The sequence below is a fragment of the Afifella sp. IM 167 genome (assembly GCF_020144925.1).
Classification (GTDB): Bacteria; Pseudomonadota; Alphaproteobacteria; order Rhizobiales; family Afifellaceae; genus Afifella.
Genome location: NZ_NSLC01000006.1, coordinates 32453 through 51912 on the forward strand (window position 1 = coordinate 32453; position 19460 = coordinate 51912).

Consider the following 19460-nt stretch of genomic DNA (forward strand, 5'->3'; position numbering starts at 1 on the left):
GAGCGATGATTGGCCTGCTATGGGATGGCCGCTAGAAGGCGGGCGAACGATTCCAGGAGAACCATATGGCCGAGGCCGCGACAGCGCGCATCATCGACGGAAAGACGACCGCCGCGGAGGTGATCGGCAGGGTGAGGGAGGGCCGCGAGGCGCTTCAGGCCGAGACGGGCGTCAAGCCCGGCCTTGCCGTCGTCATCGTCGGCGAGGACCCGGCAAGCCAGGTCTATGTGCGCAACAAGGGGCTGAAAGCGGAGGAATGCGGCTTCCTCTCCGAGACCTACCGCCTGCCGGAAGAGACCGGCGAGGAAGAGCTTCTGGCGCTCATTGCCCGCCTAAACGCCGAGCCGAAGATCCACGGCATCCTCGCCCAGTTGCCGCTGCCCAAGCACATTTCGGAAAAGGCGGTGATCAACGCCATCTCGCCGGACAAGGACGTCGACGGCCTCTCGCCGGTCAATATCGGCCGGCTCGTCTCCGGCGCGCGCTCCGACGCGCTCGTCTCCTGCACGCCGGCGGGCTGCCTCGTCATGGCGAAAAAAGCGCTGGGCGACGATCTTTCGGGGCTGAATGCCGTCGTCGTCGGCCGCTCCAACATCGTCGGCAAGCCGGTGGCGCATCTGCTGCTCGCCGAAAACTGCACGGTGACGATCGCCCATTCTAGGACCCGCGACCTTGCCGAGGTCTGCCGCCGGGCGGACATTCTCGTCGCCGCCGTCGGGCGCGAGCGGATGATCACCGGCGACTGGGTGAAGAAGGGCGCCACCGTCATCGATGTCGGCATCAACCGCATTCCGGCGCCGGAGCGCGGCGAGGGCAAGACGCGGCTCGTCGGCGACGTCGATTTCGACAGCGCCGCGAAGGTGGCGGGCGCCATCACGCCGGTGCCGGGCGGCGTCGGCCTGATGACCATCGCCATGCTGATGGCCAACACGCTGATCGCCGCCTCGCGCGCGGCGGGAAAGCCGGAGATCGGCGAGGCGGTGCTGAAGAGGTGAGCAGCACCCCCGGAGGCGCCCCCGGAGGCGATGGCGAAGGCGAGAAGGACGAGGAAGAGCTCGCCTCGAACGTCGTCGGCATCTACCGCCGCCACGCGCGCGCCTTCGACGCGCAGAGAAGCCGCGCCCTTTTCGAGCGCGGCTGGCTGGAGCGGTTTTTCGTTGCCCTGCCGGAGGCGCGCGACGTGCTCGACCTCGGCTGCGGCATGGGCGAGCCGATCGCCGGCTACCTGATCGAGAAGGGCTGCCGGCTGACCGGCCTCGACACCTCGCCGGCGCTGCTGGCGCTGGCGCGGGAGCGCTTTCCGCACGCCGAGTGGATCCAGGGCGACATGCGAGAACTGGCGCTTGCACGGCGCTTTGCCGGCATTCTCGCCTGGGGGAGCTTCTTCTTCCTGACGCCGGGCGCGCAGCGCAAGATGTTTGCCCGCTTCGCCGGCCATCTTCGCCCGGGCGGGGCGCTTCTCTTCACCGCCGGACCGGAGGCCGGCGCGCGGATCGGCACGTTCGAGGGCGAAAAACTCTACCATGCGAGCCTTGCGCCCGAGGAATACCGCGACCTGCTTGCCGAAAACGGCTTCGAGGTCGTCCGCTACGTGCCGGAAGATCCTGAATGCGGCGGCTACACGGTCTGGCTGGCGCGACTGGCGAGCTGACCAGGCAAGGCGGGATTCCCCTCCCCCTTGCGGGGAGGGGTTAGGAGAGGGGCGTCTCCGCGCTCTCGTCGACGCGGGAGCGACCCCCCTCCCTGTCCCTCCCCCCGCAAGCGGGGGAGGGGACGAACTGGCTTCTGCCTTCGCGCCGCGTCCGCCTCTCTCTTGCCGTACGCGCCCCAGAAACCTCTTCTACTTAAAGACGCTGGCGGGTCGTTCGGCGCCCGCCTAGCTTGCGCGCATGACGGATTTTTCGCCGGGACGCGCGAACAGCAAGGGTCTTTCGGGCGGCCGGCTCGACACAGCCTCCTACCACCGCAACCATCTGCCGCTCCGCGCCGTGCTGGCGCCCTATCTGGAAGGGCGCACGGGACATGTGCTGGAGATCGGCGCCGGCTCCGGCCAGCATGCGCTGGGCTTTGCCCGCGCCTTTCCGGATCTCGCCTTCTGGCCCTCCGATCCCGACCCCGCGCACAGGAAGAGCATCGCCGCCTGGGCGGAGACCGAAAGGCTCGCCAATCTGCGCGCGCCTTTCTCGCTCGACGTGCGCGAGCCCTGGCGGCTGAACGCCCCCGGCCATCCGCCGGCGGCGCTGCAGGCGGTGATCGCCATCAACGTCCTGCACATTGCGCCCTGGGACGTTTCCGAGGCGCTGATCGCCGGGGCGGCGAAAAACCTCGTGCCGAACGGGTTTCTGTTCGTCTACGGCCCTTTTGCGCGGGACGGGGCGATGAGCGAGGGCAACGCCGCCTTCGACGAGAGCCTGAAGCGGGCGAACCCGGTATGGGGCGTCCGGGATATCTCGGAGCTGGAGAGGCTGGCCGGGGACGCCGGCATGCGGCTCGAAGCCGTGAAGGACATGCCGGCGGGGAACAATGTGCTGGTGTTCGGGAATTCACGTGAACGAAGAGCGCATTGGCCTTCTAAGGCTTTGCCCCGTTAGGCTGATTGATCGTTTGGAATTTGGCAAGTCAGAAGGTCAACCCGAGGCAATTTAACGCTTCTTTAACCATATGATTCCGTTATCTTTCTCCCAAGGAGAGAGCGATGCCAGACGCGACGTACAATCTGAACGGAGGCCTTAAGCCAACGCTCAAGCGCTTTGCTGATCTGGATGGGCCGGACTTCTTTCCTACTCCCCCTTGGGCGACCTTTGCGCTTGTGGACAATGAAGCGTTTAAAGGAGACTTGTGGGAGTGCGCCTGTGGCGACGGGGCGATGTCTCGTGTCTTGGAAGACGCAAATCCGTCTACTTTCAGCTCCGATCTCTATCGGCGGGGGTACGGCGAGCCAGGAATCGATTTTCTCGACCCGGCACGGACCGCAGACAACATCGTCACCAACCCTCCCTACAACTGCGCGGAAGGTTTTGTCGCAAGCGGCCTAAAGCACGCGCGCCGGAAGTTTGCATTGCTTCTACGCCTTGCATTCCTTGAGGGTGCGAACCGCCAGCGCACAATCTTCTCCCGCTGTCCGCCCTCTCGAGTTTGGGTTTTTAGCGAACGCATCACATTCTACCCGTCGGGCGTGGAGCGGAAGGGTTCTGGTACCACTGCCTATGCTTGGTTCGTTTGGGACAAAGACGCTTCGACAGGGACCGAACTAAAGTGGTTCCCGCCAGGCTACAAGGCTCGCTACTCCGTAGGTACCTGATCTAAGAAGGCAAGGCCTTCGTCAGTGATGCGGATTGACTCGCTCGCTGAATGATAAGTCGCATAGCCCTTAGTGAACATGCTCGTTTGCGACTCTCGATGCGAGACAAGGTTGCGAACTTTCTGGCTGAAGTAAGTGTCGTGGCGACCCTCAAGGATCTCTGCGTCTCGGCCCTCAGGCGCAAATTCTTCAGTGAGGACGTCGATAAGGTCGCTTGTCCTAATCTCACCATTTGGCGCTGCTGCAGCTGCACGCAACGCCGGAATGACCAAATCTCGCTCACGAACCCTAGCTACCATCGCCCCAGCCTCCACTTCAAAAATGGAGAACAGCAAATTCAATTATATTCGTCAATGATACATATTGAGCTGAAATACAATAAGAGTATATATTAATAGATTGGGTGCCAAAGGGCTTTCTCTATGAGCCTACTCACAGAGCGGATGTTCCCGTTCGTGGCTAGCTCTTACATCCCCATCCGTCCCGTAGCCCCGCTCTCCAGCTCCAAAAGGTCTCCCACCTTTCTCCCCTTCGCTCCAGCATGAGAAAATTGCGCTCCGCCGTATAGGCCGCGGCGCGGCTGGGGAGGGGGATGGAGGCGGATCGGGTGGTCTTTCAGCGGCGCCTCGCCGAGGCGGGCGAGGGCGGAGAGGGAGAGCGCCCAGGCTTTCGGCGGCGGATGGGTGATGCCGGAGACGACGAGTTGGTGCAGCGCCCTCTTCTTCGCCACGAGCGTGCCGCGGGTGGCGAGATGGATCTCGCCGGAGACGACCGTGAGAGCGACGCCGGGCCTTTCGTGGGTGGCGGACAGGAGGCGCAAGAAAAGCTCTTCCATCCTTCGCGGTGGGTGCGGCTCTGCCACTGTTCGCGCGGTTCGTCTTTCTCGGCGGCGGGCGCAACGCGCATCGGCGCCTCGTCACGCCAGCAAATCCCTTGCCGTGCGCCAGAAGATGCGCGTGCCGATGGCGATGAGGTCGTCCGGGAAATCGTAGTCGGGATTGTGGAGCGCGGGATGATCCTCGCCCGCGCCGAGAAAGAGGAGCGCGGCCCTGGCGCCGGTGCCGAAGCGGCCGAAATCTTCTGAAGCCCGCATCGGCGCGCCGGGAAAGTGCCGGATCTTTTCGGCATCGAGCGCGTGGCGGAGATGCGCCACCGCTTCGGGATGGTTCTCGCAATGGTGGAAGACGTCGGCGTAGGCGATCTCGTGCGAAAGCCCGGCGGCGGTCGCCTCGTCCGCCACCCGCTTTTCGGCGCGGGCGACGAGGTCGGCCATCGTCCCGTCGCGCAGGGTGCGCAAGGTCGCCCAGATCTCGGCATGGCCGGGCGAAATGCCGAAGGCGCGCTCGCCCATTTCCGCATGGGTGACGGTGACGAGGGAAAAATCGTCCGACAATTCCAGGGCCTCATCGTGCGGGGCGCCGAGTCCCGTCAGCGCCGGCAGGAGGCGGGCGAGGGCGGTGACCGGCGAGATGCCGGTGGCGGGCATGGAGGCATGGGCGGTCTTGCCGGTGAGGGAGACGCGCATGCCGCGCGAGGCGCAGGCGGAAGGGCCATCCTTCAGGGCCACCTCGCCGAGCTTCAGCCCCGGGAAATTGTGCAGGGCGAAGGCGAAATCGGGCGCGATCTGCGCATAGCGCGGATCGGCGAGGATGGCGGCGGCGCCGGCGCCGGTCTCCTCGGCGGGCTGGAAGAGGAGGATGGCGCGGCCGCGCTTCGGGCGCTTTCGGGAAAGGAGGCGGGCGAGGCCGGCCAGGATCGCCATGTGCCCGTCATGGCCGCAAAGATGCCCCTTGCCGGGAACGGCGGAGCGATGCGGCGCGGCCGAGATTTCGGCGATCGGCAGGGCGTCGAGCTCGCAGCGGAACATCACCGTCGGGCCGGGCTCGGCGCCGGCATAGAGAAAGGCGAGGCCGTGGCCGCCGAGACCTTCGAGGACATTGTCCGGCGAAGTCCCGGACAGGAAGGATTTCACCGTTGCGGCGGTCCTTTCCTCCTCGCCGGAGATTTCCGGCGCGGCGTGGAGGGCGCGGCGGAAGCCGGTCAGCTCTTCGATGTCGGAATTGGTCAGCATGGCCTTTCCTCGCTCATCCGAAGACGAGCTTCCACAGGAGCGGCAGCAGCAGCGCCGTGGCGAGCGCGTTGAGGCCCATGGCAAGGCCGGCAAAGGCGCCGGCGACCTCGCTCACCTGCAGGGCGCGCGCCGTGCCGATGCCGTGCGAGGCGGTGCCCATGGCAAGGCCGCGGGCGCGCATGTCGCGGATCCTGAGGAGATTGAGGAGCGGGGGCCCGAGCGCCGCGCCGATGATGCCCGTCAGGATGACGAGAACGGCCGTCAGCGAGGGCAGCCCGCCGAGCTCCTTGGAAATGCCCATGGCGACGGGCGCCGTCACCGATTTCGGCGCGATGGAGACGACGACCTCCGTGCTTGCCCCGAGCGCCCAGGCGATGCCGATGGCGCTTGCCGCGGCCGTCAGCGAGCCGAGGAGGAGGGCGGCGCCGATCGCCGCGCCGGAGCGGCGGATATGGCGGAGCTGGCGATAGAGCGGGATGGCGAGCGCGACGGTGGCCGGGCCGAGGAGGAAATGCACGAACTGCGCGCCCTCGAAATAGGTCTGGTAGCTCGTGCCGGTGACGAGAAGGATGCCGACGAGCAGGAGGACGGCGATCATCACCGGGTTGAGGAGCGGATTCATGCCGGCGCGCCGGTAGAGGAAGGCGCCGATCTGGTAGGCGATCAGCGTCAGCGTCAGGGCGAGCAGCGGGCTCGCCGCCAGGTAGACCCAGATCTCGTGCAGGCTACTGGGAACCATCGTCGCCCCGCATGCGGGTGAAGAGGACCATCGCGGCCGCCGTGACGGCGATGGTGAGGAGCGTGGAGGCGACGAGCGCCACGGAGATCGGCACCGCCTCCGTGCCGATCAGGGCGAAATGCACGATCACCCCGACGCCCGCTGGCACGAAGAGCAGCGAAAGATGCGAAAGGAGCGCATCGGCGACCATGGCGAGCCCGTCCGGCACGTTGCCGCGGATAGTGAGGCCGGCGAAGAGAATGAGCATGCCGACGACCGGGCCGGGTACGGGCAGGCCGGTGGCGGCGACGAAGAGCTCGCCGAGGAGCTGACAGGAAAGGATGAGGGTGAGGTAGAAGAGCATCGGAACTTCCGCGATCGCCGGGGCATTTGCCATGGGAGTTGTGGGGGGTTTAGGGCACCGGCCGAGGCGATGTCACGCGCCGTGCCGCAGGAGTGGAGAAAGACATGAAGATTGCAGCGAGCCTTCTGGCCGGCGCGCCGCTCGCCCTCGCCCTCTGGGTCCTGCCGGCGAGCGCCTTCGCCGAGAAGGTGCTTGGCGAGACGTCGCATGTCGGCGGGCTGAAGAACGTCACGGCGGTGCTGCAGGATACGCCCGACCCCTCGCCGGCGACGCTTCTGGTGCGCGGCATCGTGACGGCGCCCGATCCCTGCCATGTCGCCACCGCCGAGGCGGTCGGCGAGGCCGACAGCGAAACGGGCGGCGCGGGCGCGGTGCTGAAGGTCAAGGTGGTGACGGCGCGCGGCTCGGAGGAGCAGGTCTGCGCCCAGGAGCTGACCGACATGCCCTTCAAGTTCAGCCAGGAAGTGGGCCTTCGCGAATACGAGCAGGTGGAAGTCTCCTCGGGGGCGGAGAGCGAGCGGGTCCATATCGGCGTGGCGGAGTAGGCGGGTTCAGCGCCGCTCCGGTGGTTTCGGCTTTTTGCGGAAGCGATCGAGCTCTTCCCCGAGATCGCCGCTGCGGTAGATCGCCTGCTGGCTCCACAGCCACCACATCTGCCTTTCGCTCTCCGCGCTCGCCGGCAACTCGAAGCCGAGTTGTTCGGCAAGCTCGCGGCGGAAGAGGTCGAAGGCGGCCTTCACGTATTCGCCGTACTGGACGAGGGCGTCCCGCGCCATGAAATAGGCGAGCGGCACCAGAGCGAGGGCAAGGCCGAGAAGCCAGACATCCGGCCATGCCCGCTGCCACAGGGCGAGGCCGAGATAGAGCAGCCCGACGCCGGCGGCCGACCACAGCAGATTGAGGCAGAAGTCGAGCTGCGCCTTCGCCTCGTCGAGCCGCGCGAGGAATTCCGGCGGCATCACGGCCTGGAGGCGGGACCAGGCCGGGATCGCATCGAAGCCGTAGAGGTCTCGCGAATGCACCTCGATGGCGCGATAGGCGTTGCCGAAGCGCGTCGCCAGCACGTCGTCCTCCTGGCTCGGAAAACGGGCGACGAAGCCGCGCGCGATACCGCCTTTCTCGTCGGCCTCGGCACGCGCCTGCCAGTCGCGGAAAGCGCCCTTGAGGGCCGCCTTGCGGAAAGGGAACGGGTAGGGCGCATAGCCTTCGGTGAAGCGGGTCAATGGCCGATTCAGCGCCAGTAGCAGGATGGCGACAAGCCAGACGATCGCCGCGACGATGGTCGCGCCGAGGAAATCATCGACCGTCTTCACTTCCATCGCGGCCGGGAGCCTGCCGAAGGCGTCGAGGCAGAGATAGACTCCTCCCATCAGCAGCGCGGCCGGCAGGAAGAAGCCGATGAAGAAATTCTTGTCGATGAGGTCGGGAAGCTTGCCGAACATGGGTTGCTCGCCTCGCGCCGGCTAGTTGGTGGAGCTTGCGCCCTTGCGCTTCTTTTTCTTCTTCGGAGGCGGGATGGTCGGATCGCCGGCGAGCGCCGCCCGCATGCGCTCCGACGGAATCAGCCCGACGGTCCTTGAGGCGGGGACCCGCAGCAACTCGCCGGTGCGCGGATTGCGGCCGGTCCGGGCCGCCCGCGACTTCACCGTGAAGGTTCCGAAGTTCTGGATGCGCACGGTCTCGCCGGCGCGCAGGGCATCGTGAATCTGCCCGAGAAGGGCATCGACGACATCGCCGGCAATTGTGGGGGCGAGGCCGGTCCTTTGCGAGACCTGCGCGATCAGGTCTTTCTTGTTCATCTGAGCGTCTCCCCGGCCGGCAAAAGGCATTTTTCGGAGATGATTGCAGAAAATCGCCGATATCGCCAGAAGAGGGGTGCCGTTATTCTTGCGCAGACGCGCATCCGGCGTGTCTTCGCCGCGGCGGAGACTTGTCGGCCGGGTGCGGCCGGGCGCATCGGGCCACAGGCCGGGCCGGCTTCATGCCGCACATGGAGAGCGCCATGTCGCCGCTCGGCCATGAGAGGCACGCCGCGCCCGATATGAGCGGGTAACGGATAGCCGTCCGTGAGCCGGAGCGGGAGAGGGCGATGAGAGACAAGGCGCGCGTGGTCGTGGTCGGAGGTGGCGTCGTCGGCGTCGCAACGCTCTACCATCTGGCGAAGAAGGGCTGGTCGGACGTGGCGCTCATCGAGCGGCGCGAGCTGACTTCCGGCTCCACCTGGCACGCGGCGGGTCTGCTGCCGCTCTTCAACATGAGCTACTCGGTCGGCCAGATCCACAAATACTCGGTGCGCTTCTATCAGGAGCTGGCCGAGGAGACCGGCATGGATACCGGCTTCAGAAAGGTCTCCAATGTGCGGCTGGCGCGCACCAAGGACCGCTGGGACGAGTATATGTACTATGCCGGCGTTGCCCGCACGATCGGCATCGACGTCAAGGTGCTGCGGCCCGAGGAGATCTCGCAGATCTGGCCCTATGTGGAGACCGAGGGCCTGCTCGGCGCCATCCAGCACACCGAGGACGGCTACATCCAGCCTGCCGACCTGACGCAGGCGCTCGCCCGCGGGGCGCGCAATCTCGGCGCGGAGATCAACCGCAACACCACGGTTCTGGCGCTGGAGCAGCAGGCGGACGACAGCTGGATCGTCAAGACCGACAAGGGCGACATCAACGCCGAGCACGTCGTCTCCGCCACCGGCAATTTCGTGCGCAAGACCGGCGAGATGGTCGGCCTCGACATTCCGGTGATCCCGGTCGAGCACCAGTACATCGTCACCGAGGCGGTGCCGGAGATCCAGGAATTCCGCAAGAAGGGCGGGGCGGAGCTCTGTGTGCTCAGGGAATCCGACAGCTCCTGGTACATGCGCGAGGAGGCCGGCGGGCTCCTGCTGGGCCCCTACGAGATCGGCGCGCCGGTCTGCTACGTCGACGGCCCCGACAAGGATTCAGAATACGAGCTCTTCCAGGAGGATCTCGACCGGCTGATGCCGCATATCGAGACGGCGATCACGCGCGTTCCCTATTTCGGCGAGGTCGGCATCAAGAAGGTCTACAACGGTGCCATCGCCTATACGCCGGACGGCTCGCCGATGGTGGGCCCGGCCTGGGAGCTGAAGAATTTCTGGCTGAACGAGGGCCATTCCTTCGGCGTCACGGCGGCCGGCGGCGCCGGCTGGCAGCTCGCCGAATGGATCGTGGAGGGCGAGCCTTCGATCGACATGATGGGCGTCGATCCGCGCCGTTTCGGCCCCTATGCGAGCCGCGGCTACCTGAAGGCGAAGAACGAGGAAGCCTACGCCAACGTCTTCACGCTGCACTATCCCGACGAGGAGCGCGCCGCGGCGCGGCCCCTCAAGCGGGCGCCCTGCTACGACCGCATGGCCGCGCTCGGCGCCGTCTTCGGCTCCGTCTACGGCTGGGAGCGACCGAACTGGTTCGCCCCGCTGGATTACGAGGTGCCGGAGGAGGACCTCGACGTCGACGACACGCTGACGGCCGACAACCACCCGCCGGCCGACCAGACGGGGCGGATCCGCGAGCGCTGGTCCTTCCGCCGCTCCAACTATTTTCCCTTCGTCGGCGAGGAGGTGAAGGCGGTGACCGCCGGCGCCGGCCTTCTCGACATGTCGGCCTTCGCCAAGATGGAGGTTTCCGGCCCCGGCGCGCGGGCCTGGCTCGACGCCATCTTCGCCAACCGCATCCCGAAAAAGCGCGGGCGCATCGCGCTCTGCCATCTGTTGACGCCGACGGGCGGCGTGCGCTCCGAATTCACCGTCTACGAATGGGCGAAGGACCGCTTCTATCTGGTCTCGGCCGGCGCCTTCGAACGGCACGACCACGACGTGCTCTTCAAGCTCTGCCCGCTCGACGGCTCGGTGCGGCTGAGGCCGATCACCACGCAGTATGGCGTCCTGGTGCTCGCCGGCCCGCGCTCGCGCGAGCTTCTCCAGAAGCTGACGGATTCAGATCTTTCCAACGAGGCCTTTCCCTGGCTTTCCGGCCAGTTCGTCAATGTCGGCATCGCCCAGGCGCATGCGCTCCGCGTCAATTTCGTCGGCGAGCTCGGCTGGGAGCTGCACCACCCGATCGAGATGCAGAACACCATCTTCGATCTCCTGATCCGCGAGGGGGCGGCGTTCGGCCTGAAGCCCTTCGGCATCAGGGCGATGGATTCCATGCGGCTGGAGAAGAGCTACCGCCTCATCCCGCGAGAGCTCTCCATCGAATATTCGGCCTATGAGAGCGGCCTCGACCGCTTCGTGCATCCGAACAAGGGCGAATTCCTCGGCCGCGACGCGCTGGTGGCGCGCCACGGCGAGGGCGACAAATGGAAGTTCGTCACGCTTGAAGTCGACGGCATCACCGACGCCGATCCGCGCGGCAACGAGGCGATCTTCTCGCCCGGCGCCGACGAGCTCATCGGCCGGGCGACCTCGGGCGGCTTTGGCTGGCGGCTCGGCAAATCGGTGGCGCTCGCCATGGTGAAGCCGGAGCATGGCGGCGAGGGGACCGAGATGGATATCGCCATCCTCGGCGAGAAGAAGCGCGGCCGGGTGATCGCGGAGAGCCCCTTCGATCCGGAAAACGCACGGCTGCGGGCGTAGCGCAGAGGCGGCGCACTAGCCTTCAAAGGGCTTCAGCGTCCAGCGGCCACTTTCCGCCTGCAGGATGAGGCGGCGGCCGAGCTGGAAGTTGAAGCTCTGCTGCTGGCTGCCGTCGTTGAAGCTGACGAGCACGGTGCCCTGGCAGGCGGTGCAGACGATGCGCGTGACGCTGCCCTGCGCGACCTCCTCCACCCGCCAGCTGCGCGCGCCCGGATCGTACCAGGCAAGGCCGAGCTTCTGCGCGGCGAGGCTGAAGATGCTGATCTCGCTCTCGCCCACCCGGGCGCTGATGAAGCTTGCCCATTGCGGGGTGGTGAATTCGCGCGGCAGGGCGGCGGAATAGCCCGGAAGCTGGCTCACCGTCTCCGTATTGGGGAACTGGACGTTGAATTCCTGCCTGAGACCCGGCCCCAGCGGCACGCGTGGCTGGGTGACGCCCTGGTTGTAGATCTGCGGCCCCTCCTGCGCGGCGGCAGGGCCGGCAAACGCGGCAAGGAAAAGGAGGCCGGCCGATGCGAGACGGCGGCGCATCATCGCTCTCCGGCGGCCGGGCGCACCCGCTCGGCGCGCGCATGTTCGCCCGGCGCCCCTTGCCGCTCCAGGGCGATCCGCTCCCGCTCCAGCCTGTCGCGCTCTTCCTCGCGCGTTTGCGAGCGGCCGAGAATATAGCCGACGATGGTGCCGAAGAGGCCGAAGGCCGGGGCGATCTGCTCGTTGTTGTAGCCGGCGGTGATCAGCACCATCGTCCCGATGATGACGAGGATGATCGTCAGCGCCCGCGTCACGTGCTCGACCTTGCCGCCATCGGTCTGTTTCAGGATCCAGATCGCCATGGCGAGGAAGATGAGGCCGGCGGCGAGGATGCACAGCGTCAGCCAGAACTCGTAGGGCGTCTTGGTGCCGAAGAAGTCGAAGAGGCGCGAGGCGGGCGTGACCGCCGATCCGCCGGCGGGTGCCGGATTGCTGAGAACGGGCGGGGCGGGTGGCTGCTCCGGCACCTGCTGGGCAAGCGCCAAGCCGGGCGCGAGGAGGAAAGTGGCGAGGAAGGCCTGGAGACGGGCGAAATGCATGCCGAGCTCCCGAGTTCAACCAGAACTTTCGGAGCCTCACGCTAGGTCATGCAAAAAGGCGTCACAAGATAAATCGGCGTGAGCGCCATTTCTGCCCGGCCGATGCGGGCGAGATACTTGGAGATGATACGCTGTTGCTTGCCGGCGCCGATGCGGGGGCGCCGCGGCGCGCAGGGCGCCTCGCCGCCGTTGGCCGGAGGAGACGAAAAACCGGTTTGCCGCCGTTCCCCGCGCGCGATAGAGACGCGCCCATGACCTTCCCCACCGCACGGACGCCGCCCGGAGATTGCCACGTTATGGAAGAGGTGCGGAGCGAGATCGACCGGCTGGACCGGATTCTCGTCACGCTCCTGGCCGAGCGTCAGCGCTATATCGAGGCGGCCGGGCGCATCAAGCCGCGCGCCCAGGAGGTTCGCCTGCCGTGGCGGATCGAGGAGGTGGTCGCAAAGGTCCTGGCGGAGGCGGAAGAGCAGGGGCTCTCACAGCGCATCGCAGAGCCCGTCTGGCGCGAGCTGATCGAGCGCTGCATCGACCACGAAGAGGAAATCTGGGCGCTGCGGCACGCCGATGCCGAAAAGGCCGGATAGCGGCATCAATCGGCCCTGCCGGCCCGGAAACTGTCTTCCATGCGTTCGATCATCGGCGCGTAGAAGGGCTTGCGCGCCTTCGGGAACTCCATGCCGAAGCCAGAGATGACGCCGCCGCGGAAGAAGTATTTCTCGTAGAAGATGGTATCGCCGCGAAAGCCGGAGAGAACGAGCCAGGAATTTCCCCGCGGGCTGTAGGTGACGTTGCGATAGCCCTTGCCGCCGGTGAGCCGTGCTTCCAGGGAGGCCGGCGTCTCGTCCATCGTGTTGTGGAAGGAATAGACCTCCATCGCCGCGTCGGCGGCGTTGAAGCGCCGCCCGTCGCCGTTTTCCGGCGGCGGCGTTGGCGTGAAGACGGAGGCCGGGAAGTCGACCCGCGTGCCGTAGCGCGCATTCACATAGGTCTGCCAGCCTCCTGCGGCCGGCACGAAATCGTCGGCGAGCGCCGGCACAGCCATGAGCGAAAGGGCGATCGCGATGAGCGCTCCCGCGCGCGCGAGCAGTGCTTTGGGACCTTTGGCCATTCTTCTCCTCCGTCCTGTCCTTCTCGGCGAACGCGCCGCGGCGCCCTTACGTTGCATGCCGCGTGGAGGCGGCCGCCAAGGCGCATCCGGCAAATGTGATTGGACAGGCGCGGCGGAAGCGCGAAGCTTTCCCCATGCGGCGGTCTGGCGCTCCGAGCCTCCTTTCTGCGCTTCTTGCGCCGCTCCTTCTTTTTGCCGCCGCCAGCCGCGCCGGGGCCGAAGAGGTCACGGTCGATCTGGAACTCGTCCTCGCCGTCGACGTCTCCTGGTCGATGGACCCGGAGGAGCAGGCCTTCCAGCGCGCCGGCTACGAGAACGCCTTTCGCGATCCGGCGGTGATCGAGGCGATCCGCTCCGGCGGATGGGGCCGCATCGCCGTCACCTATGTCGAATGGGCGGGCGACCAGCTGCAGCAGGTCATCGTTCCCTGGACGCTGGTGGAGGACGAGGCGAGCGCGGCCGCATTCGCCGACCGGCTCGGCGCGACGACGAGCGGCAGGCTGCGCCGCACCTCGATTTCGGGCGCCCTCGGCTTTGCCGAAAGGAGCTTCGAGGATAACGGCTTTGCCGGGCTCCGCCGCGTCGTCGACGTCTCCGGCGACGGGGCCAACAACCAGGGCCTGCCGGTGACGGTGGAGCGCGACCGTCTCGTTGCCTCCGGCATCATCGTCAACGGCCTTCCGGTGATGCTGAAAGGTCCCGATCCCGGCGGCTTCATGTCGATCCCCAACCTCGATATCTACTACGAGGATTGCGTCATCGGCGGCACCGGCGCCTTCGCCCTGCCGGTGAAGCATGTCGCCGAATTCGCCACGGCGATCCGCCAGAAGCTGCTTCTGGAGATCGCCGAATACGCGCCCGCGGTGAACCCGCTTGTCAGGGCGCAGGGCGAGCCGCGCGTCGACTGCATGGTCGGCGAGAAGATGTGGATGCGCTGGCGCCGCCTCAACGACGATTTCTGATCGCTGCCCGTACGGCTTCGCCGCCCGCGCGAGGCGGACGGCGGAGTTCTTTTGGTGCGCCCTTGAGGGCGGCGCCCCTCAGGCCGGCGCGATGTTCTGGTTGGCGCGGAAGATGTTGTCGGGATCCACGCTGCGCTTGATCTCGGCGAGCCTTTGATAGTTGGGCCCGTAGGCCTTCTCGATCCTGTCCGCCTCGTCCTCCGGCATGAAGTTCACATAGGCGCTGCCGAGCGCATGCGGGGCGGCTGCCCGGAAAAGGTCTCGCGCCCAGCCGATGCAGGCGGAATCGTCTTCCGCCTCGCGCCAGCGGGTATGCACGTTCATGACGAAATGCGCCTGGCGCTGCGGATAGGCGGTGGCATCCGCGGGAATGCGGCTCATCGCGCCGCCGACATGGGCGAGGAACACCTCGCATTCGGGGCTGGGAAGCTGTCGCACCGCCTCCAGCAGCGTGTCGATGAGCTCGGGGTCGAGCCGCTCGAAATCGTGCGTCTTCCAGTAATTGCGGGCGCCCGGCGTCAGAAGCGGATCGAAGGCCGCCTGCCAGCCCACGAAGGGATGCGGGGAGACGACATCGACGATCGGTGTTCCGAGCCCGCGCAATGCCGCCGTCGCCTTCTCGCCTTCCTCCATGTCGCCGGTCCAGATCATGGCGAGGATCAGGACTTCGCGGCCGTGCCATTCCGGCGGAATGAAGGGGAGCGGCGGGGCCTTGCGCATCACCGCCCAGCAGGTGAGCTCGTCGGCGGCTTCGGCGAGCAGAGGCTGGTAGCGCGTGAGGATGTCCCTGGCGTCCTCGAAGGGATGCACGACGAGGCCGGAGAGCACCTGCGGCCCGACCGGATGCAGACGGAACTCGAAATTCGTGACCACGCCAAAATTGCCCCCGCCGCCGCGAAGCGCCCAGAAGAGATCGGGGTTTTCGTGCCGGCTCGCGCGCACAAGACGCCCGTCGGCAAGGACGACGTCGGCCGAGATCAGGTTGTCGATGGTCATGCCGAATTTGCGCGTCAGCCAGCCGAAGCCACCGCCGAGCGTCAGGCCGGCGATGCCGGTGGTGGAGTTGATGCCGGTCGGCACGGCGAGCCCGAAGGCCTGCGTCTCGCGGTCCACATCGGCGAGCGTGGCGCCCGGCCCGACATCGGCGCAGCGGTTCTGCTCGACCACCCGCACCCAGCGCATCGGCGAGAGGTCGATCTGCAGGCCGCCGTCGCAGACGGCGCTGCCGGCGATGTTGTGTCCGCCGCCGCGTATGGCGAGCGCAAGGCCATGCCGGCGCGCAAAGTCGACGGCCTGGATGACGTCGGAGGCCCCCGCGCAGCGCACGACGAGACCGGGCCGGCGATCGATCATCGCGTTCCAGATGGTGCGTGCCTCCTCGTATCCGTCGTCGTCCGGCAGGCAGGCGGAGCCGCGCAGAGCTGCCCGGAGTGTCTCGAGCTCCTGCGGCGGAATGGCGGGGTCGCCGCTTGTGGCAAAGCTGATCTCGTTCATTCTGCTTCTCCCTGTGCGACCCGAAAGCTGCCGGACGTGGCTGCCGGCCTCTCGGCGTCGTCTCAAGCAGATCGGAGCGCTGAAGAAAGAACAAGTTCAGGAAATGGACCGCTATTCGTTGATGCCGAAATTGTTTTACAATCGCCCTCCAGCGCGAAAACAGGGAGATGGCTATGAGCGGCAGCCAAAGCTACGGTCAGTTCTGCCCGGTCGCCATGGCGACGGAGATCGTCTGCACCCGCTGGACGCCGCTGATCCTGCGGGAACTTCTCGCTGGCAGCCGGCGGTTCAACGATCTTCGCAAGGGTCTCCCGCGCATGTCTCCGACGCTTCTGTCAAAGCGGCTGAAGGACCTGGAAACCGCCGGAATCGTCGAGCGCATTCGCGGCGATGACGGCGGCTGGCACTATGGCCTGACCTCCGCCGGCGAGGAACTGAAGCCGGTCGTCTTCGGGCTCGGCGTCTGGGGCCAGCGCTGGGTGGAGGCGCAGACTTCCCTCAAGAACCTCGATCCCTCCCTCCTCATGTGGGACATGCGGCGCAACCTCGATCCGACGCCCATGCCGGCGGGGAGGGCGGTGATACAGATTCTGTATCCCGAGCTTCCGAGGGCGCGGCGCTCCTGGTGGCTGATCGTGGAGGGGCAGGAGGTGGATCTGTGCTCGGTCGATCCGGGCTTCGAGGTCGACCTGCATGTCGTTTCGGACCTGCGCACCATGACGTCGATCTGGATGGGCATCAGCACGGTGAGCGCGGAGACCGCCTCGGGTGGGCTGAAGCTCGTCGGCGACGTCGCCCTGCGGGATTCCATGCAGCAATGGCTCGGCCTCAGCCCGTTCGCGGGCGAGGAAAAGCGCGTCGGCGCCTGAGGCGGGATTCAGGCGAGCAGCCGCTCGCGTCCCTGTCGCTCCTGCTGCGGCGATCTTCCGTAGAGCTCGCGGTAGCATTTGGAAAAATGCGAGGCGGAGACGAAGCCGCAGGCGACCGCCACTTCCACGATCGGCACGTCGGACTGGATGAGCAGGTGCCGCGCCCGGTCGAGCCGGATTTCCAGATAGTAGCGCGCCGGCGAGCGGCCGAGATTGCGCCGGAAGAGACGCTCGATCTGTCGGCGGGAAAGACCCGCATAGCGGGCGATGTCGAGCAGCGAGAGCGGCTCGGCGATATTGGCTTCCATCAGTTCGATGATGAAGAGGAGCTTGGAGTTCTGCAGGCCGAGCCGGGCCCTGAGCGGCAGGCGCTGGCGGTCCTGCGAGGAGCGCATGCGGTCGGTCAGCGCCTGTTCGCAGACCTTGGTGACGGTGGCGTCGTCGAGATCCTCGCCGATGCGGTGGAGCATCATGTCGAGCGCCGCCGTGCCGCCGGCGCAGGTGTAGATCGAGCCGTCCACCTCGAAGAGGTCGGCATAGACCTCCGCTTCCGGAAAGCGCTCCGAAAAGGCCGGCAGCGATTCCCAGTGGATGGCGCAGCGCTTGCCGTCGAGCAGGCCGGCATCCGCGAGCACCCAGGCGCCGGTGTCGAGCGCGCCGACCCCGGCACCCTGGCGGTAGAGCGTGCCGAGCCAGGTGTTGAGCTCGCGCGAATGAAAGCGCTCCACGCCGAGCGAGCCGCAGACGAAGACGAAATCGGGCCGCTCGCCGGTGCGCGCCCGCTCCTTGGCTTCCTTCAACGCCATGTCGGGCAGGACGGATATGCCGTTGGAGGCGCGGGCCGGCTCGCCATCGAGCGAGACGAGGCTCCAGCGATAGCAGTCGCGCCCGCCCATGCGATTGGCGATCCGGAGCGGCTCCACGGCCATGGAGAAGGCGAGCATGGTGAAGTTCGGCAGGAGCACAAAGGAGTAGTGCTTCACCCTGGCGGGGGAAGTGACGGCCTTCTGGGGCTTCTCCCTCACATCCTGCAAGCGCGTCTCCAGTCCCCGTTTCGGTTCCTGCTTCCGCCGTGTCGCAAACGGGCCATTTGGCACGATTCAAAGACGCTAGTTGTTCTCACGGTCCGACACAATGCCGACGAGAGCTCTCTTGCGGGCAGGCGTGCCCGGGGCGATGACGCACGAAGCAAGACAAAAACAGGGGAGGACCATGGCGGAGCCCAAAAGCGACATCGAGATTGCGCGCGCCGCGCTGAAGAAGCCGATCTGGGAGATAGGTGAGGGGCTCGGCATCCCCGGCGAGTTCCTGGAGCCCTACGGCAGCGACAAGGCCAAGATCTCCGGCGCCTATATCGAGAGCCTGAAGGACCGCCCGGACGGCAAGCTCATTCTCGTCACGGCGATCAACCCGACGCCGGCGGGCGAGGGCAAGACGACGACCACCGTCGGGCTCGGCGACGGGCTGAACCGGATCGGCAGGAAGACGGCGATCTGCTTGCGCGAGCCCTCGCTCGGCCCGTGCTTCGGGGTGAAGGGCGGGGCGGCCGGCGGCGGCTATGCGCAGGTCGTGCCGATGGAGGACATCAACCTCCATTTCACCGGCGATTTCCACGCCATCACCTCCGCCCACAATCTCCTGTCGGCGATGATCGACAACCACATCTACTGGGGCAACGAGCTCGGCCTCGACCAGCGCCGCATCACCTGGCGACGGGTGATGGACATGAACGACCGGGCGCTGCGCCATGTCGTCGTCTCGCTCGGCGGCGTCGCCAACGGCTTTCCGCGCGAGGGCGGCTTCGACATCACCGTCGCCTCCGAGGTGATGGCGATCCTGTGTCTTTCGAAGGACCTGAAGGATCTGGAGCGCCGGCTCGGCGACATCATCGTCGGCTACAGGCGCGACCGCACGGCCGTGACGGCGCGGGACCTGAAGGCCGATGGGGCGATGGCGGTGCTGCTGCAGCAGGCGATGAAGCCGAACCTCGTCCAGACGCTGGAGAACAATCCGGCCTTCGTCCATGGCGGGCCCTTCGCCAACATCGCCCATGGCTGCAATTCGGTGGTGGCGACGAAAACGGCGCTGAAGCTCGCCGACTACGTAGTCACCGAAGCCGGTTTCGGGGCTGATCTCGGCGCCGAGAAATTCTTCGACATCAAGTGCCGCAAGGCCGGGCTGAAGCCCGCGGCGGTGGTCGTCGTCGCCACCATCCGGGCGCTGAAGATGAACGGGGGCGTCGCCAAGGACGAGCTGTCACGCGAGAACGTCGCGGCCGTGGAGAAGGGCTGCGCCAATCTCGGCCGGCATGTGGAGAACGTGAAGCAGTTCGGCGTGCCGGCCGTGGTTGCCATCAACCATTTCACGGCCGACACCGAGGCCGAGATCAGGGCGGTTCAGGACTATGTCGCCTCGCTCGGCGCGAAGGCGATCCTCGCCCGCCACTGGGCCGAGGGTTCGGCCGGCGTCACCGAGCTTGCCGAGGAAGTCGCGCGCATCGCCGATTCCGGCACGGCGCAGTTCTCCCCGCTCTATGGGGACGACATGCCCCTGTTCGAGAAGATCGACACGGTGGTCAAGCGCATCTACCGCGGCTCGGAGGCGATTGCCGACAAGACGGTGCGCGACGAACTGCGCAAATGGGAAGCGGACGGTTTCGGCAAGCTGCCGGTCTGCATGGCGAAGACGCAGTATTCCTTCTCCACCGACCCGAACCTTCGGGGCGCGCCGACCGGCCACACCGTGCCGGTGCGCGAAGTGCGGCTTTCCGCCGGCGCGGGCTTTGTCGTCGCCATCTGCGGAGAGATCATGACCATGCCGGGCCTGCCCAAGGTGCCGTCGTCGGAGAAGATCCGCCTGAACGACGAGGGGTTGATCGAAGGCTTGTTCTGACG

The 19460-nt window shown here is 66.6% G+C and carries 21 protein-coding genes; 10 read left to right on the forward strand and 11 right to left on the reverse strand.

Annotated features, from left to right (window positions below; translation table 11 throughout):
- Nucleotides 1–65: 65 nt before the first annotated feature.
- The 4 genes from CLD20_RS11830 to CLD20_RS11845 all read left to right on the forward strand — a co-directional run bounded on the left by CLD20_RS11830 (nt 66) and on the right by CLD20_RS11845 (nt 3301).
- Nucleotides 66–995 (forward strand): bifunctional methylenetetrahydrofolate dehydrogenase/methenyltetrahydrofolate cyclohydrolase, encoded by a 930-nt coding sequence (locus tag CLD20_RS11830; protein WP_224406849.1) that lies wholly within the window; start codon nt 66–68, stop codon nt 993–995.
- The gene (locus CLD20_RS11835) at nt 992–1651 is read left to right on the forward strand and encodes a class I SAM-dependent methyltransferase (RefSeq protein ID WP_224406850.1); all 660 of its coding nucleotides are present in this window, start codon (nt 992–994) and stop codon (nt 1649–1651) included. Before CLD20_RS11830 ends, CLD20_RS11835 begins: the two co-directional genes overlap by 4 nt.
- Nucleotides 1652–1889: 238 nt before the next feature.
- Complete coding sequence (locus CLD20_RS11840) at nt 1890–2591, forward strand: DUF938 domain-containing protein (RefSeq protein WP_224406851.1); 702 nt, start codon at nt 1890–1892, stop codon at nt 2589–2591.
- A 104-nt stretch (nt 2592–2695) separates the two neighbouring features.
- The gene (locus CLD20_RS11845) at nt 2696–3301 is read left to right on the forward strand and encodes a hypothetical protein (protein ID WP_224406852.1); all 606 of its coding nucleotides are present in this window, start codon (nt 2696–2698) and stop codon (nt 3299–3301) included.
- 466 nt (nt 3302–3767) lie between these two features.
- Here the strand turns inward: CLD20_RS11845 and CLD20_RS11850 are convergent, their stop codons facing one another.
- The 4 genes from CLD20_RS11850 to CLD20_RS11865 form a co-directional block, all read right to left on the reverse strand.
- Nucleotides 3768–4121 carry a hypothetical protein gene (locus CLD20_RS11850; protein ID WP_224406853.1) on the reverse strand — a complete coding sequence of 118 codons (354 nt, stop codon included), beginning with the start codon at nt 4119–4121 and terminating at the stop codon, nt 3768–3770.
- 96 nt (nt 4122–4217) lie between these two features.
- A complete protein-coding gene (locus tag CLD20_RS11855; RefSeq protein ID WP_224406854.1) occupies nt 4218–5372 on the reverse strand; it encodes an amidohydrolase in 1155 nt (384 codons plus the stop codon).
- Between the two features lie 13 nt (nt 5373–5385).
- Nucleotides 5386–6111, reverse strand: a complete 726-nt coding sequence (locus CLD20_RS11860) for an LrgB family protein (RefSeq protein WP_224406855.1) — start codon at nt 6109–6111, stop codon at nt 5386–5388.
- A complete protein-coding gene (locus CLD20_RS11865) occupies nt 6098–6454 on the reverse strand; it encodes a CidA/LrgA family protein (protein ID WP_224406856.1) in 357 nt (118 codons plus the stop codon). Before CLD20_RS11865 ends, CLD20_RS11860 begins: the two co-directional genes overlap by 14 nt.
- A 104-nt stretch (nt 6455–6558) precedes the next feature.
- Between CLD20_RS11865 and CLD20_RS11870 the strand changes: the two genes are divergently transcribed.
- The gene (locus tag CLD20_RS11870; protein ID WP_224406857.1) at nt 6559–6999 is read left to right on the forward strand and encodes a hypothetical protein; all 441 of its coding nucleotides are present in this window, start codon (nt 6559–6561) and stop codon (nt 6997–6999) included.
- 6 nt (nt 7000–7005) lie between these two features.
- Here CLD20_RS11870 and CLD20_RS11875 read toward each other — a convergent pair whose 3' ends face one another.
- Both CLD20_RS11875 and CLD20_RS11880 read right to left on the reverse strand, forming a co-directional pair.
- Nucleotides 7006–7896: a hypothetical protein gene (locus tag CLD20_RS11875; RefSeq protein WP_224406858.1), complete on the reverse strand. Its 891-nt coding sequence runs from the start codon at nt 7894–7896 to the stop codon at nt 7006–7008.
- 21 nt (nt 7897–7917) lie between these two features.
- On the reverse strand, nt 7918–8253 hold the full coding sequence (locus CLD20_RS11880) for an HU family DNA-binding protein (RefSeq protein ID WP_224406859.1): 336 nt from the start codon (nt 8251–8253) through the stop codon (nt 7918–7920).
- A 290-nt stretch (nt 8254–8543) separates the two neighbouring features.
- On the opposite strand from CLD20_RS11880, the gene CLD20_RS11885 reads away from it, so the two are divergent.
- Nucleotides 8544–11060 (forward strand): FAD-dependent oxidoreductase, encoded by a 2517-nt coding sequence (locus CLD20_RS11885; RefSeq protein WP_224406860.1) that lies wholly within the window; start codon nt 8544–8546, stop codon nt 11058–11060.
- Between the two features lie 15 nt (nt 11061–11075).
- Here the strand turns inward: CLD20_RS11885 and CLD20_RS11890 are convergent, their stop codons facing one another.
- Nucleotides 11076–11591 carry a hypothetical protein gene (locus CLD20_RS11890; protein WP_224406861.1) on the reverse strand — a complete coding sequence of 172 codons (516 nt, stop codon included), beginning with the start codon at nt 11589–11591 and terminating at the stop codon, nt 11076–11078.
- Nucleotides 11591–12130, reverse strand: coding sequence for a hypothetical protein (locus tag CLD20_RS11895; RefSeq protein ID WP_224406862.1), 540 nt, complete (start codon nt 12128–12130; stop codon nt 11591–11593). Before CLD20_RS11895 ends, CLD20_RS11890 begins: the two co-directional genes overlap by 1 nt.
- A 296-nt stretch (nt 12131–12426) precedes the next feature.
- Here CLD20_RS11895 and CLD20_RS11900 point away from each other — a divergent pair, with 296 nt between their 5' ends.
- A complete protein-coding gene (locus CLD20_RS11900) occupies nt 12427–12717 on the forward strand; it encodes a chorismate mutase (RefSeq protein WP_224406863.1) in 291 nt (96 codons plus the stop codon).
- Nucleotides 12718–12722: 5 nt separating this feature from the next.
- Here the strand turns inward: CLD20_RS11900 and CLD20_RS11905 are convergent, their stop codons facing one another.
- Complete coding sequence (locus CLD20_RS11905) at nt 12723–13241, reverse strand: hypothetical protein (protein ID WP_224406864.1); 519 nt, start codon at nt 13239–13241, stop codon at nt 12723–12725.
- A 134-nt stretch (nt 13242–13375) separates the two neighbouring features.
- On the opposite strand from CLD20_RS11905, the gene CLD20_RS11910 reads away from it, so the two are divergent.
- Complete coding sequence (locus CLD20_RS11910; protein WP_224406865.1) at nt 13376–14203, forward strand: DUF1194 domain-containing protein; 828 nt, start codon at nt 13376–13378, stop codon at nt 14201–14203.
- A gap of 78 nt (nt 14204–14281) precedes the next feature.
- Here CLD20_RS11910 and CLD20_RS11915 read toward each other — a convergent pair whose 3' ends face one another.
- Entirely contained in the window at nt 14282–15697 is a 1416-nt protein-coding gene (locus tag CLD20_RS11915; RefSeq protein WP_224406866.1) for an FAD-binding oxidoreductase, read from the reverse strand.
- Between the two features lie 173 nt (nt 15698–15870).
- On the opposite strand from CLD20_RS11915, the gene CLD20_RS11920 reads away from it, so the two are divergent.
- On the forward strand, nt 15871–16566 hold the full coding sequence (locus tag CLD20_RS11920; RefSeq protein WP_224406867.1) for a helix-turn-helix domain-containing protein: 696 nt from the start codon (nt 15871–15873) through the stop codon (nt 16564–16566).
- A gap of 8 nt (nt 16567–16574) precedes the next feature.
- Here the strand turns inward: CLD20_RS11920 and CLD20_RS11925 are convergent, their stop codons facing one another.
- Nucleotides 16575–17510, reverse strand: a complete 936-nt coding sequence (locus CLD20_RS11925; protein ID WP_224407166.1) for a GlxA family transcriptional regulator — start codon at nt 17508–17510, stop codon at nt 16575–16577.
- 268 nt (nt 17511–17778) lie between these two features.
- Here CLD20_RS11925 and CLD20_RS11930 point away from each other — a divergent pair, with 268 nt between their 5' ends.
- Nucleotides 17779–19458: a formate--tetrahydrofolate ligase gene (locus CLD20_RS11930; protein ID WP_224406868.1), complete on the forward strand. Its 1680-nt coding sequence runs from the start codon at nt 17779–17781 to the stop codon at nt 19456–19458.
- The last annotated feature ends 2 nt before the right edge of the window (nt 19459–19460 follow it).

Excerpts from the sequence above, each read along its gene's own strand:
- CLD20_RS11885 (WP_224406860.1), top strand. The coding sequence starts at position 8,544 with ATGAGAGACAAGGCGCGCGTGGTCGTGGTCGGAGGTGGCGTCGTCGGC.
- CLD20_RS11900 (WP_224406863.1), top strand. The coding sequence starts at position 12,427 with ATGGAAGAGGTGCGGAGCGAGATCGACCGGCTGGACCGGATTCTCGTC.
- CLD20_RS11855 (WP_224406854.1), bottom strand. The coding sequence starts at position 5,372 with ATGCTGACCAATTCCGACATCGAAGAGCTGACCGGCTTCCGCCGCGCC.
- CLD20_RS11870 (WP_224406857.1), top strand. The coding sequence starts at position 6,559 with ATGAAGATTGCAGCGAGCCTTCTGGCCGGCGCGCCGCTCGCCCTCGCC.
- CLD20_RS11925 (WP_224407166.1), bottom strand. The coding sequence starts at position 17,510 with ATGCTCGCCTTCTCCATGGCCGTGGAGCCGCTCCGGATCGCCAATCGC.
- CLD20_RS11915 (WP_224406866.1), bottom strand. The coding sequence starts at position 15,697 with ATGAACGAGATCAGCTTTGCCACAAGCGGCGACCCCGCCATTCCGCCG.
- CLD20_RS11880 (WP_224406859.1), bottom strand. The coding sequence starts at position 8,253 with ATGAACAAGAAAGACCTGATCGCGCAGGTCTCGCAAAGGACCGGCCTC.
- CLD20_RS11895 (WP_224406862.1), bottom strand. The coding sequence starts at position 12,130 with ATGCATTTCGCCCGTCTCCAGGCCTTCCTCGCCACTTTCCTCCTCGCG.
- CLD20_RS11840 (WP_224406851.1), top strand. The coding sequence starts at position 1,890 with ATGACGGATTTTTCGCCGGGACGCGCGAACAGCAAGGGTCTTTCGGGC.
- CLD20_RS11845 (WP_224406852.1), top strand. The coding sequence starts at position 2,696 with ATGCCAGACGCGACGTACAATCTGAACGGAGGCCTTAAGCCAACGCTC.
- CLD20_RS11910 (WP_224406865.1), top strand. The coding sequence starts at position 13,376 with ATGCGGCGGTCTGGCGCTCCGAGCCTCCTTTCTGCGCTTCTTGCGCCG.
- CLD20_RS11860 (WP_224406855.1), bottom strand. The coding sequence starts at position 6,111 with ATGGTTCCCAGTAGCCTGCACGAGATCTGGGTCTACCTGGCGGCGAGC.
- CLD20_RS11905 (WP_224406864.1), bottom strand. The coding sequence starts at position 13,241 with ATGGCCAAAGGTCCCAAAGCACTGCTCGCGCGCGCGGGAGCGCTCATC.
- CLD20_RS11890 (WP_224406861.1), bottom strand. The coding sequence starts at position 11,591 with ATGCGCCGCCGTCTCGCATCGGCCGGCCTCCTTTTCCTTGCCGCGTTT.
- CLD20_RS11930 (WP_224406868.1), top strand. The coding sequence starts at position 17,779 with ATGGCGGAGCCCAAAAGCGACATCGAGATTGCGCGCGCCGCGCTGAAG.
- CLD20_RS11875 (WP_224406858.1), bottom strand. The coding sequence starts at position 7,896 with ATGTTCGGCAAGCTTCCCGACCTCATCGACAAGAATTTCTTCATCGGC.
- CLD20_RS11920 (WP_224406867.1), top strand. The coding sequence starts at position 15,871 with ATGAGCGGCAGCCAAAGCTACGGTCAGTTCTGCCCGGTCGCCATGGCG.
- CLD20_RS11830 (WP_224406849.1), top strand. The coding sequence starts at position 66 with ATGGCCGAGGCCGCGACAGCGCGCATCATCGACGGAAAGACGACCGCC.
- CLD20_RS11865 (WP_224406856.1), bottom strand. The coding sequence starts at position 6,454 with ATGCTCTTCTACCTCACCCTCATCCTTTCCTGTCAGCTCCTCGGCGAG.